We start from the raw sequence: 12920 nt of genomic DNA on the forward strand, positions 1-12920 counted from the left end.
AGACCATAGAAAAAATTTCGTTTGCATACTCGAGTTTCATCGATATAAAATATAACTAATAAAAAATATACATGGAAACGCCCTTCTATTCGGCCTGTAGTGTAAAAAGTCAGGATTGGCGAAAATGAAGGACGAAAATCTATTACTTGATCCGCGTGATCATAAGATACTTTCAGTATCAAGGGCACTTGGTTATGTGTTCGCCTTTATGCTGATTTTCACGATCGCCATGGCGATGATCCCCAATCAGTTTTTCATTGTCTCCACGCGCGCAGTCATCAATGCGCCGGTGCAAATGATCGCCTCGCCGATTTACGGCAGGGTGGACAGGATTTCCCTGCAGGTCGGACAAGTCGTCAAGCTCGGCGATGTCATGGCGACGGTCTCCAATCCCAACCAGGACCAGACGTCGCTGACCGGCTTGCGGCTTGAGAAGCTCGATCTCACCGAAAAGCTGAACAATACGAGAAGCGTCGTTCAGGAACGCACCGACCAGCTCCAGAAGGTCAAGAGCCAGATCGCGGACGTCAAGGACGGCGTGATCAGCGAGCTTTCGGCGGTCATCGAGAATGCCCGTTACAACGTGCAGACCTACGAGGCGCGGCTCAATGAACAAAACGCCCTGCTGCAGAGGCAGCTGGTGCTTCTGAAGAAGAAGCTGATCTCCGAGGCCAGCATCGAACCGCAGCGCCAGAAGCGTAACGCCGCGCAGTACGAACTCGACTCCGCGCGCGGCGAACTGCGCCGCAACGAGATTGTCCTGTCGCTCGTCGAACGCGACATCTACACCGGCGGTACCGTCGCCGCCAATCTGCTGACGCTTGAAATGCAGCGCACCAAGCTTGCCGGCGAGATCGCCGAAGACAACATCGAGATCAACCAGATGACGGAGCGCAAGCAGCAGGTCGAAAACCTGATCGCACGGGAGGAGGGTCGGCTTGGCAAGACCGGGGCCGCCGAGGTCGTCGCCGAGCGCCATGGCCAGATCGTCAGCGTCGACGCATCCTTCGGCGATTTCGTGATGCAGGGCCAGCCGGTGGCAAAATCGCTGGATTGCAACGAGGCCTTTGCTGCCGCCGTCTATCGCAGCCGCGATGTGACGTCGCTCGAGATCGGCATGCCGGCGATGGTCAATTTCCGCAGCCTCGGCGTCAAGCGCGACGCCCATATCTACAAGATCGTGCGCTACTTCAACTCAGGCCCGGAAAATCGCTATTACGCGAAGTTTCCGGAAGCCGAAGGCCACGAGGTCTATGTGCTCGTCAAGATCGACGAACCGGCCGGCAAGGGAGGCGGTCCGGCGCATCAGAACAACGACAAATTCTTTGGATGTCATGTTGGCGAGGATGTGATCGTCTCATTGGGCGAGACGATCGTCTCCCGGATCGCCCGCTATTCGAAGCTGGCGATGGACAGGCTGGCGTCGCCCGGGACGATACATTCGGCGTCCGCGCTTTTCGACAAGGCGACGGCGCCGCGCTCAGCCGCTGCCGAACCCACCAATCCGTAACGCCGGTTTTTCCGCTGCATTGATGAGGGTCAACAATGAAGCATCTGAGATCGACCATCAACATAGGACGCTTGCTGCTGCTCGCCGCGGCAGTGATTGTCCTGCCAGCATTCCCGGCGCTTGCAGATAGCGAACATCAGGAGCTTGCCTGCACGCTTTGCGACGGGCTGGCTGCCCAGATGGGCGGCGATCCGGCGCAGCCCTTCGTCCTGCGCAGTTTCGAACCGGCAAACGGCGGCTCGGCGCTCCATCCGGCTCTGGAAAACACCGGCTTTACCTATGACAACGCGCTTGCCCTAATGGCGTTTTACGGCTGCAAGCGAAAGGCCGAAGCGCGCCGCATCGCCGATGCCCTTGTGCTCGCCGTGGAGACGGACCGTCATTATCATGATGGACGGCTGAGAAATGCCTACCGGTCCGGTCCGGTCGTTTCGGGCAAGGAGGGAATGCTGCTGCCCGGCTATTGGAGTGCGGCCAGCAATTCCTGGATCGAGGACGGCTACCAAGTCGGGAGTGCGACGGGCAGCACCGCATGGGGCGCGCTGGCGCTGCTGATGGCCTACGAGGAGACGGAACAGCCGGCCTATCTCGACACCGCACGCAAGATCATGGATTGGATCCATCGCAGCACGGCAGATCCACAAAGCCCGGGTTATTTCGGCGGCTTTTTCGGCCATGAGCCGGCGCCTGAGCGCATGACCTGGAAATCGACGGAACACAATCTGGATATCTACGCCGCGGATAGCTGGCTTGCGCGTCTGGACGCCGGCGGCGACTGGACCCACCGCGGCGACAGCGCTCTGAAGTTCCTTCGTGCCATGTGGGACGACGGCGAGGGGCGCTTCTATATCGGCAGCGCCCCCGACAGCAACGCTCCGAATATCGCGATGTCGGGGCTCGACGCCGAATTGTGGCCGTTGATCGCCGTGCCGGACTTCAAGACCAAGGTCGAGCGGGTCATGGAATGGACCGAGCTTAACCATGGCGTCGATGGCGGCTTCGACTTCAACAACGACCGGGACGGTATCTGGCTCGAGGGCACGGCGCAGGCAGCACTCGTTCTGCGGCTTGCCGGACAGTCCGAAAAGGCCGAACCCTTGTTCAAGACCATCGCTGCCCAGGTCACGCCCGGCGGACTCATCTATGCGACGGTCAACGAGCAGATTTCGACAGGCCTTCAGGTCGGTCCCAACTCCTCGCCCGGCGATTTCAAATATTACCGTCTTCCGCATATCGGGGCGACCGGCTGGGCCGTGCTTGCCGCGCTTGACCTCAACCCTTTCCTCGGCCGCGCGGGCCAGGCGCTGATCAGCAAGGATAGCCCATGTCCCCCGAAGTAGTCACTCTCTCGGACGCCATTCTCTTCTCGCTGCTGGCGCTTGCGCTCATCATGGGCTGCGCCTGGCTGCTCGACAGCCGCCGGGGCAAGGATCGCGTCATCTTCGGCATGATCCTCATCGTCATGTTGTTGAATTATCTCTATTTCCGCATCACCAAGACGCTGCCGGACTTCGAATGGAGCGCCTATGCGCTGTGGCCGCGCGCCTATCTCTCTTTCGAAATCGTCGTCATCTTCTATACGGTGCTTTCGATCGTCTTTTTCTTCCGGCGGACGGACCACAGTGCGGCTGCGGACGCGAGCGAACTCACCATCGCCGGCGCCGCATCGCCGCCGGCCGTCGATGTCTTCATCTGCACCTATAATGAAGAGCTATCCATTCTGGAGCGCACGATCCTTGCCGCAAAGGCGATCGACTATCAGAATTTCACTGTCTGGGTGCTCGATGACGGACGCCGCGACTGGCTGGAGGATTATTGCACCGAGGTTGGCGTGCGATATCTGCGGCGCGGCGACAATGTGGGCGCCAAGGGCGGCAATCTCAACAATGCCATCCGGCAGTCGGCGAAGGAGACCAACGCGCCCTTCATCCTCATTCTCGACGCCGATTTTGCGCCGCAACGCGCCATCCTGAAGCGCACCGTCGGCCAGTTCGCCGATCCAGGGATCGGGCTCATCCAGACACCGCAGTTCTACTACAATGCCGACCCCGTCCAGCATAATCTCCTGGCATCGAAGGCATGGGTCGATGACCAGCGCATCTTCTTCGACGTCATGCAGCCGTCGAAGGACGGATGGGGGGCTGCCTTTTGCGTCGGCACGTCCTGCATCGTTCGGCGCGATGCGCTCGGCCTGATTGGCGGCATGCCGCAGGAAACGGTCACGGAGGATATCCACCTGACCTACCGGCTGCTGCAGAAGGGCTTGAAGACCCGCTGGCTGAACGAACGCCTGAGCGTCGGGCTCTCGGCCGAAAGCCTCTCAGGCTATATTACCCAGCGCTGCCGCTGGTGCCTCGGAACCATTCAGGTCGCGCTGCTCCGGGATGGCCCGTTCTTCGGCCGCGGATACACCTTCCTGCAACGGCTGCATTATTTCCACGGACTGCTCTTCTGGTTCTGCCGCCCGTTCATCCTGCTTTTGATGGCAGCGCCGATCCTCTACTACTTCCTCGGCCTGCCGGCGATCCAGATGGAACCGGAAGCCTTCTTCCTCTATGCGCTTCCGATGGTCGGCGGCATGTGGGTATTTCATGCCTGGGTTTCTGGCCGGCGCAGCATGCCGCTCTTTACGGAAGTGTCGCAAATGGTGTCGGCGATCCCTATCACGATCGCCCTGCTTCACGCCCTCATCCATCCGTTCGGGCGGCCGTTCAAGGTCACGGCCAAGGGCGAGGACCGAGCGCGCGTCGATGTCCTTTACCCGATCGCCGGGACGTTCCTCCTGGTCATCATCCTGACGTTCATGGGTATGCTCAACGGTCCCCTGATGGGCACCTACAACGACCTCGACGGCTTCAGCGTCGCGTGGGGCATGGTCGTCATGGTCTATGCCTTCGTTTCCCTGCTCGTTTGCATAGAACTTCCGCGAGAGCCGCTTGACAGCATCCGGTTTCCGCTCGCACGGCAGGCAAATCTTGCACGCGACGGCAATCGTATGCCCTGCACGGTCGACACCATTTCAATCAGCAAGGCCGAGATCACTCTGCATGACAATCGGACGGCCGGGCAGATTCGTGCAGGCGACATTGTAATCTTTTCGCCTTTCGCCGACTTCGACGTCGCGGGCAGGGTGAGCGGCGTGGATAGGTCGCGCCTCGGCCTATCCATGTCCATCGTCGCAGTCCGCGACCGCCGCTACGACTGGGAAATCCGGCAGAGCGCCGAGGATGTCCGCCGGAAGATGATCCAGCGCCTGTTTAGCGAGATGCCGCAGGCCATGCCCGCCCGCGCCTATCCACTTGCCGCCATCCGAGGCCTCTGGCGCCGCACGTTCGATCGCCCCTCGAAGCTTGCCGGTACCATCGAAAAGCACGCCGTCAGCGTCAGATCGCGGCAGGCTCTGCTACGCTGGCAGAGGCCGCGTGACCTTGCACAAAGGGTGCCGCTTTTGCAGATCGGAGCGGCGAGTGCTGCGCCGCCGCTGGCCGAGTGAGCGGAACGACTGCTAACGCTTGGTCCGGATGCCTCGGGAAACCTCGAACTTCAACGGTTGGGAGTTGGCTATCATTCAAGCTTCTATGCTCTGTGTCGTTAGCGATCGCTAGGCAGACCGGGCTTTCTATCCGCTAATCAGAATATGTTTCGATAGAACGGAGTAGAGATCGACATTTTTCTGCGATTCACCAATGTTGCTTGACGTATTACTCAAATCATCCTTTGGAAACGTCTTCAACGATTAAACCCGTTATGTGCCTTAGAACAAATGGTGGGCCTGCAGGGAAGCCCTATTAATTTGTAAAAGGCGAACAAAAACAATCATTTTTCCTCTCTGCTGCGTAGCAGTTGTGTAGCAGTCATACGTAGAAATCAAGCACCGTTTAACGGTAGGATGCTATACTCATGATCGGTCTGCGAGAACAATTGCCAATCGCGCCCCCACGCACATATTCGAAACGGGGTCTACTCATTTGAGCGAAGCTGCCGTCCCGATGTGGCCGCGTTGTCGAACCGAGCGAGCAGGTCCGCTGCCTCGACCAGGATGGGATCGGAGATGCACGGTCCCCCCGTGACAATCGCATCGCTCTCGCGGAGCAGCCGATCGGCCAGGTGCTCCAACCTGTCCCAGAAATCGTCGCCGCGTTGCTTCGCCAGAATGGCGGAGAAGTGGAGCCTGCGGCTTAGGAGACGGATAACGCCGTACTTCTCGCCTGGCGTCATCTTGTCGAGGTTCGTCGTCACATCCATGTCATCGCTCCGGTGTGGGGAAACAGGCGAACTCAGTTGCTTGTGACGTTGCTTTCGCCGGTACGTGCGCGGGGAAGGCGTGGACCTTTATGAACATCGCACGGTCGGTCCGACCTTCATACGGACAAACTCGCCGTTGACGGAGCAGGTCGCCCCCGGCGATGCCCCGCACTCGGGAATGGCGCATTCGCAAGGATGGCGACGTAGATACGCGTGGCTTTGTCGACATGAGGGCGAGGCCGACGGCATACGCGCCGATCAGTACTATTCCGGCAAACGCAACGGGTAGCGCGTGCCCGCGAGAGTTGTCGTGGGTGGGGACGTGTCGCATTGTCGTGATGTCCGAGGTGGTTTCCGTTCAGAAACTTTAGCAAGCCCCCCACGTCCCGAATATTGATCTTGGATATCGCGGGCCTATACCGATGGATACTGTCGCGCGTTTCCGTGCACGCTTCATCTAAAGCTCGTTAGAAATTCGGAGATCAAAGCGGCGATTTCGTTCAGGTTTTCCTTGAGCGCGAAATGGCCGGTTTCAGAGAAATGAAGCTTGGTGTCCGGCAGGTCGGCAAGGGAGGCCTCCGCCCGGGTGCAGTGAAAAGCGGGTCGTTATGGCCCCACGTGATCAGAGCCGGGGGTTATTCGCCCTCATCCAGGCTTGCCAACAGGGTACTGCGGCGGATTGGTTCTGTAGGTTGGCTAGCTGGTTGGTATTCGATACGACCCTGCAAAGGACGGCTTTGAAGTCGCTATGACCTCGCCGGACGGTAATCTTTTCTGGCGGCCCTCTACCATATGGCTTCGCAATGTTGCGTTTTCGTGGAGGTAATGTGTAGAGTTCATTGCGCAGGGTCATTCCGGAACTACCGGAGATTGCGATGGAAAATTCTTTTGGGCAGTCCCGTAACGGCTTATGTGGGCCTGAGAGTGGAAAAGAGGCTTGTCACGCCGCTCGTGACCGTGACGGAGGCGGCCCGCTCGATAGCGTCGGGCGACCTTGGCGGACGGGCGTCGGGCCAAGGCAGCTTCGGCGAGGCCGACCACCTGATCGAGTTTCAACCGCATGGCCGAATGGTTGCAGCGGGCGGCGAAGGAGCCGAAGTACTCGAATTCCGCGACCCCCACGAACTCAGGACCCCGCTGACGATCCTGCGGGGCCGCATGCAGGGGCTAGCAGACGTGTCTTCGCCCAGTCAGGAGCTGTTCCAGAGCCTTAGGTGAATGCGCGCGCTGGAGAAAACATGAAGTCGAGGATTAGATCCGATATGAAGCCTTCAACCGCCATCCCGCTTGCTCTGCTGCTCGGCGCTGCCACTATGCCGTTCTTGGGAACAACCGACGCGCAGGCCCAGAACCGTGACGTCAATCAGTCGGTATTCGCCTTCGGCGGCACGATGGTCGACGCCGACATCCTCCAGGCAGCCAATCCTTTCGGCGTCACATACGAGGACCTCCCGATCTTCGGCCTCGGCTACCAGTACTTCCCGGCTAGGATGGGCTCCTTCAGGTTCGGACTGGAAGCGGGGCTCGCCGGAAGATTCGGCGGGCATCCGAATGCGGAATTCTGGGGCGGCGGCGTCGCTCGCTACGACGGTTTCGAGATTGGTGATACCGTCCGTATCTCACCAGCCTTTACGTTTGGCATCAGCCATGTCACGCATACCCAGGAGGGACGGGAGCGCAAGAACGAGCTGGAGCATAACGGGGACGCCAGAACGCTGTTCTATCTGGGCCCCGAGTTGAACCTTTCCTTCAACGCCATGCGCGACGTCGATTTCTTCTGGCGGATACACCACCGGTCCGGAGCCTGGGGGACGCTCGGCGACGTGCACGGCGGCTCCAGTGCAAATGTCTTCGGCGTGCGGTTCAATTTCTGAACAACCTTCTTCATCTCCAATCCGACGACGTTCGCGGCGGTCCGTGTCCCACAGGGGCAGGACCTCGCCGGATGGGCAGCAGCGCTGTGGTTGATGACGGCATCGTAGGTTGGCTTTGGTATTGCCGGGACAGGCGATTCAAGAGTTTTGGAATAATCAGCATGAGGTCTTCTCGACCATTGCAAAGCCTTTAAGATCGAGCCTTAACAACTTCAGAGCCAATGTTTTGGTGCAAAGCCGCCGCAATACGAAGGCTGCAAAGCGGTTGGGGCGAAAGCTCCTGAACCAGATGCAGGCTTGGAGCCTACAAGAATCAGTCAGGATACGGACACGAGCCGGTCCGCCATGCGCACACCTGAATGGGCGTCGAACAGAAAGCCTCGATCGAGCGGAAAGTGCACGGCAACCGCCTTGTCGAAGTCGATGTCGTAATCCCTCGGCATCTTGACCGACAGGCTCTCCTTGCCCACCACGAGCGTGACCAACGTCACGTCGCCGGTAGGCTCAGCGGCGTAGACAGTAGCATCGAACAGACCAGCGCCTGGCTTGACGATGTCGGCATCTTCCGCGCGGAAGCCCATGACCACATCCTTGGCCATGGTTCCCGTATCTGCTGCCACCGGCAGGCTCAAACCGTGGCTCTCGAAGCGATTGTTCTCGATCCGCCCGCGCAGGAAATTCATCGGCGGCGAGCCCATGAAGCCGGCGACGAACAGGTTCGCCGGGCAATCATAGACCTCGCGGGGGGTGCCGATCTGCTGCAGCACACCGCGGTCCATGATCGCAACGCGATGCGCAAGGGTCATGGCCTCGACCTGATCGTGGGTGACGTAGACGGTGGTCACCCCGAGCAGGTGCTGCATGCGCTTGAGCTCGGCGCGCATGAAGCCGCGGAGCTTCGCATCGAGGTTGGAAAGCGGCTCGTCCATCAGGAAGGCCGAGGGCCGCCGCACGATGGCCCTTGCCAGCAGTAAACAAAGCCTTTGTTTACAGGATTTTTAGCGAAATCAAAGCGGTAGATGGTGGTGGGCCCGGAGGGACTCGAACCCCCAACCAAGCGGTTATGAGCCGCCGGCTCTAACCATTGAGCTACAGGCCCTCGCGTGGCTTTGCCGCGCGGGCAGCGGGGCAATGGCTCCCCGGTGCGATTTCGCTCTAACGCAATTCGGATGCAGCGACAAGACGCTGCCGCAATAGCTTCACAATCAATCGTCAAAGAGTGAGGCGGGATGGCGACAACCAAGGAGTGAAAAAATGGCGCTACGGACTATCAGAAACGTGGCTTTCGGCATGCTGATCGGCATGCCTGCCGCGCTGGCGGGGGCTTCGGCTTCGGCTGCCGACGAAACGAAGCCGCGCGAGGCGGTGGTCATGGTCTCGGGCGAGGGGGAATCGGCGCTGGCGCCGGACATGGCGGTGCTCAACCTTGCCGTCGTAAAGCAGGCGAAGACGGCGCGCGAGGCGCTCGACGAGAACAACAAGGCGATGGCTGGGGTGCTGGCAGCGCTGAAGAAGGGCGGGATTGCCGACAAGGACCTGCAGACCTCGGGTTTTTCGGTGCAGCCGCAGTATAACTATCCGCAGAACAACGACGGCCAGCCGAAGCCGCCGGAACTGATCGGCTACCAGGTTTCCAACGGGTTGACGGTTCGCGTGCGCGATCTTGGCGAGCTGGGTGGCATCATCGACCAGGCCGTGACGCTCGGCGTCAACCAGGGCGGCGACATCCAGTTCACCAACGACAAGCCGGACGCGGCAATCGAGGCGGCCCGCAAGGATGCCGTCGCGGCAGCGATCAAGAAGGCAAAGACGCTGACGGAGGCTGCCGGCGTGAAGCTCGGCCGCATCATCGAAATCAGCGAAAACAGCGTTCGCCCGCTGCCGCAGCCGGTCTATCGCGCGGCGATGATGAAGGAGGCAAGCGACGCCGCTGTGCCGGTTCAGGGCGGCGAAAATGCCTATAATGTTACCGTCAACGTCACCTTCGCACTCGAGCAGTAGCCTCAATTCTCCACTTCAAAGTGAAAAAAAGCCGTTGATGTTCTTCAGCGATATCAGCGGCTTATCCCATTCCGGAGGCGTGTCGGCAGCCCGGTGGGCATAAATCGCTTTATCACGCGAGTGTTACACTATAAAATCGATCGTGTTATTCGGTCCGGAGGGAACCCTGGGGTTCTGTGTGTCCTGCTTCGATCCCGGCCGATGAGGAGGAATTGGCTTAATCCACAAGAGGAGACAGACATGACGAATGCCTTGCCGCCACTTCACAACGGACACGCCCCGATCACCCTTCAGGAATTGTTCCGCGAAGCGCTCTATGCCTTCGAGGAATGGGATACGGAACTTACCGAACCGATCGTCACGTTCGAAGGACGGGTCATCCCGATCAGCCTCGTCTTCGAAGCCATGCGCGAATGCGACGACATCGTGCCGATGAACATTGTCGGCGCCGTCACCGAAAGACTGACCAAACCCTGGGAAGGTGAAGGGCCGCTCGATCAGATGAGCTTCTCGACGGCCGCCCGCGTCATGCGCGTGCTGGTGCGCAAACGCCTTCTTGCCAACGGCGGCGCCGATATCATGGCCGTCTCCAGCCGCACTGCAGAGCGCAAGCCGCCCGAATGAGCCTTTGAGGGATCGCGCCAGGCCGCGGTCCCGTCACGCTCGCAGGGAACCGGTCTCACTTCCAATCGTTGAAGACAGACACGAAGGATGTGAGCACCATGCTAAAATCAATCATACGCGAAATCATGGGTCCGGCGCCGCGTGCGCCCGTTTCGCCGGACTGTCTCAAACCATTCATTGGCTCAAAGCGCGTGCTCATCATATTTGCGGATGCGGATGATGATCGTGCGGCCGTTCAGGACGAGTTGCTACGCACCTCGCATCTGCGTTTCATCGAGGATGATATCGAGGTGTTCAGTATCGCCGGTGGCGGGGTGTTTCCGCTTTTCGAAGGCTCCTACGACCTCGACGCCGATGAAATCCGCGATGACCTCGAAGGACCGCAGCCCGGTGAATTCGGCCTTGTCCTGCTCGACCGCGACGGCACCGTGAAGCTGCGCTCCAGCGAGCCCGTGCGGCCCGAGGAAATCATAGGCGCGCTGTCGTCGATGCCGCACTGAGCTTCGGTATCATCACGATTCTGCTTTACTTTTGCCGCCGGATGCGGATGTTTTCCGCCGGTTCGATGACGCAAGAGGAGCGAGTTTTATGACCATCGAAGAGGATCTCGGCCGGATCGCTGAGCAGGAAAAGGTGCTGAGCTTCGACGCCTTCGATCTCACCACCGCTTGGCAACTCGGCAAGCTCTTGCACGAACTCGCGACCGAACGCGGCCTTGGCGTGGCAATCGACGTCACGCTGCATTCCATGCCGGTCTTCTACGCGGCGCTGCCAGGCGCCACGCCCGACAACGTCCAGTGGGTTCGCCGCAAGCGCAACATGGTGTTCCGCTATTGGAAGAGCAGCTATGCCTGTGGCCTGAAGCTGCAGAAGGACGGCAAGACGGTCGAAGACAACGGGCTTTCCGGCGCCGACTACGCGCCGCATGGCGGCAGTTTCCCGATCAACGTCAAGGGAACCGGCTGCATCGGCGCCGTCACGGTTTCGGGCCTGCCGCAGCGCGACGACCACAACCTCGTCGTGGAGGCGCTGTCACTGATGCTGGCGAAGGATTTGGATATCTTGCGGCTGAGATGAGGGATTTAACTGCGGAGCGCCACTTTACGTGACCCTCATTCCTGTGCTTGGCACGGCGCGCCTGCGCCGTGAATGACTCTCTTTTTGGCTAGCCTCAATGAGTCTCCCGCGCCATGGACATGGCGCTGCTGGATCTCTGTGACAAGCACAGGAATGTGGGCGTCTGAGGGAAGCGCCCGCGCCGGCAATTGCCTCAAATCGTCCCGCCAGCCTCGATGATGCCCTTGGTCAGGCTGCCGGTCGCCGGGAAGAGCGGGATGAGGCAGGCCTGTAGCGCGTGGTAGATATCGCCCTTGCCGGGGAAGAGGCTGTGGGACGGAACGAGGTCTTCCGTCAGTTCTTCGTGCCAGCCGCCGTTCTCATGGTCGATAAAGGCGCGTTCGATGACGTTCCAGATCTTGCGGTAGCTTTGCTCGTGGAAGTCGCTCGGCAGGTGTTCGTTGAGGAAGTGGGCGGCGCCGGCGCCCTCGCAGGCGGGCCACCAGAGCTTGTTGCGCTTGGCGGGCTTGTCGTGCCAATCGAGCGTGTAGAAGAAGCCGCCCTTGTCGTCGTCCCAGCCGAGCGCCATGGATTGTGCGAAGAGGGCCTTCGCCGCGTCCGGCATCCAGTCGTGGCGCTTGCCGCCGAGTGACCACAGCTGCAGGATGAGCCGGGCCCATTCCAGCCAGTGGCCGGGCGTGGTGCCGGCGGGACGGAACATTTCGTTCGGATGATAGTAGTTCTTGTCGATAGCCCAATCGGCGCTGAAATGCTCGGCGACGCGCCAGCCGACGGAACCGGCCGCGTGGAGGATGACAAGATTGGCGATGCTTTCGGCCTTGGCGAGATATTCCTTGTCGCCGGTGGCCTCAAAGGCGGCCATCAGCGCTTCGGTCAGGTGCATGTTGGAATTCTGGCCGCGATAGGCGCCGCCGTCGAGCGGCTGCCAGTCGGCGGTGAACTCTTCGGCGATGGCGCCATGCTGCGGCTCCCAGAACTTCGTGTTCAGGATTTCCGTGATGTCGGCCAACATTCCGTCGGCCAGCGGATGGCCGATGGTTTTCGCTGAGGACGCAGCCAGCAGCACGAAGGCGTGGCCGTAGCCCTGCTTGTTGGAATCAACGGGGCCATTATTGTTCAGCGACCAGAAATAGCCGCCATCCTTCTTGTCGCGATGGCGGTTCCAGAGGTAGTCCATGCCATGATCGACGACGCTGGCGGCACCCGGACGGCCGAGAAGGACGCCGATCGAGAAGCAGTGGACTGCGCGCGACGCAATATGAATGCTGCGAACCTGTCCCTCGGCATCAAGCGGCTTGCCATGATCGTCGAGATCGTAAAAACCGCCCTTGGGATTGACAGAATTGTGCTGGAAGAAATCGAAAAGGCCGCTTGCCTGGGTGAGAAGCCAGTTGCGGTGATAGGCGCGGGCGCTCCAGTTTCCGAGCCCGGTGCCGCCGATTGCAGGTGCCATGTTACTCCTCCGATTTCATGCACAACGCCTTGCGAAAGGCCTATATAGAGCACGCTCTGGTCTGTCACCCGCCCAGCCTTGCAAAACCGGAAACGTCAGGCATATATTGACATAAAGATATCTTTATGTGATCTGG

General features: G+C 59.9%; 12 protein-coding genes and 1 tRNA gene. 9 read left to right on the forward strand and 4 right to left on the reverse strand.

Annotated features, from left to right (window positions below):
* The first annotated feature begins 124 nt into the window (after positions 1–124).
* Genes ACZ9DP_RS21390 through ACZ9DP_RS21400 form a run of 3 tightly spaced genes read left to right on the forward strand, consistent with a single transcriptional unit; the run spans position 125 to position 5003 of the window.
* The gene (locus ACZ9DP_RS21390; RefSeq protein ID WP_194727536.1) at positions 125–1510 is read left to right on the forward strand and encodes an HlyD family secretion protein; all 1386 of its coding nucleotides are present in this window, start codon (positions 125–127) and stop codon (positions 1508–1510) included.
* 35 nt (positions 1511–1545) lie between these two features.
* A complete protein-coding gene (locus ACZ9DP_RS21395; RefSeq protein ID WP_476203500.1) occupies positions 1546–2850 on the forward strand; it encodes a hypothetical protein in 1305 nt (434 codons plus the stop codon).
* Positions 2835–5003 (forward strand): glycosyltransferase family 2 protein, encoded by a 2169-nt coding sequence (locus tag ACZ9DP_RS21400; protein WP_476203501.1) that lies wholly within the window; start codon positions 2835–2837, stop codon positions 5001–5003. Before ACZ9DP_RS21395 ends, ACZ9DP_RS21400 begins: the two co-directional genes overlap by 16 nt.
* Before the next feature lie 467 nt (positions 5004–5470).
* On the opposite strand, the gene ACZ9DP_RS21405 is transcribed toward ACZ9DP_RS21400, so the two are convergent.
* Positions 5471–5755 (reverse strand): hypothetical protein, encoded by a 285-nt coding sequence (locus ACZ9DP_RS21405; protein ID WP_476203502.1) that lies wholly within the window; start codon positions 5753–5755, stop codon positions 5471–5473.
* Between the two features lie 888 nt (positions 5756–6643).
* Here ACZ9DP_RS21405 and ACZ9DP_RS21410 point away from each other — a divergent pair.
* A complete protein-coding gene (locus ACZ9DP_RS21410; RefSeq protein ID WP_476203503.1) occupies positions 6644–6973 on the forward strand; it encodes a hypothetical protein in 330 nt (109 codons plus the stop codon).
* A gap of 44 nt (positions 6974–7017) precedes the next feature.
* Entirely contained in the window at positions 7018–7629 is a 612-nt protein-coding gene (locus ACZ9DP_RS21415) for a hypothetical protein (RefSeq protein ID WP_476203504.1), read from the forward strand.
* A 317-nt stretch (positions 7630–7946) separates the two neighbouring features.
* Here ACZ9DP_RS21415 and ACZ9DP_RS21420 read toward each other — a convergent pair whose 3' ends face one another.
* Together ACZ9DP_RS21420 and ACZ9DP_RS21425 are read right to left on the reverse strand one after the other, a co-directional pair.
* Positions 7947–8558, reverse strand: a complete 612-nt coding sequence (locus ACZ9DP_RS21420) for an ABC transporter ATP-binding protein (protein WP_476203505.1) — start codon at positions 8556–8558, stop codon at positions 7947–7949.
* 94 nt (positions 8559–8652) lie between these two features.
* Positions 8653–8728 (reverse strand) — tRNA-Ile (locus ACZ9DP_RS21425).
* A gap of 191 nt (positions 8729–8919) precedes the next feature.
* Between ACZ9DP_RS21425 and ACZ9DP_RS21430 the strand changes: the two genes are divergently transcribed.
* From ACZ9DP_RS21430 to ACZ9DP_RS21445, 4 genes are all read left to right on the forward strand, one after another.
* Complete coding sequence (locus ACZ9DP_RS21430) at positions 8920–9630, forward strand: SIMPL domain-containing protein (RefSeq protein WP_476205442.1); 711 nt, start codon at positions 8920–8922, stop codon at positions 9628–9630.
* 240 nt (positions 9631–9870) lie between these two features.
* Positions 9871–10254, forward strand: coding sequence for a BRA0787 family protein (locus ACZ9DP_RS21435; protein ID WP_039845404.1), 384 nt, complete (start codon positions 9871–9873; stop codon positions 10252–10254).
* A 98-nt stretch (positions 10255–10352) separates the two neighbouring features.
* Positions 10353–10754 (forward strand): DUF4174 domain-containing protein, encoded by a 402-nt coding sequence (locus ACZ9DP_RS21440; RefSeq protein ID WP_039845403.1) that lies wholly within the window; start codon positions 10353–10355, stop codon positions 10752–10754.
* Between the two features lie 88 nt (positions 10755–10842).
* On the forward strand, positions 10843–11331 hold the full coding sequence (locus ACZ9DP_RS21445) for a heme-degrading domain-containing protein (RefSeq protein WP_194727528.1): 489 nt from the start codon (positions 10843–10845) through the stop codon (positions 11329–11331).
* Between the two features lie 193 nt (positions 11332–11524).
* Here ACZ9DP_RS21445 and ACZ9DP_RS21450 read toward each other — a convergent pair whose 3' ends face one another.
* Positions 11525–12784, reverse strand: coding sequence for an AGE family epimerase/isomerase (locus tag ACZ9DP_RS21450; protein WP_476203506.1), 1260 nt, complete (start codon positions 12782–12784; stop codon positions 11525–11527).
* Positions 12785–12920 lie beyond the last annotated feature (136 nt).

Source organism: Rhizobium sp. USDA 4016 (assembly GCF_056279705.1).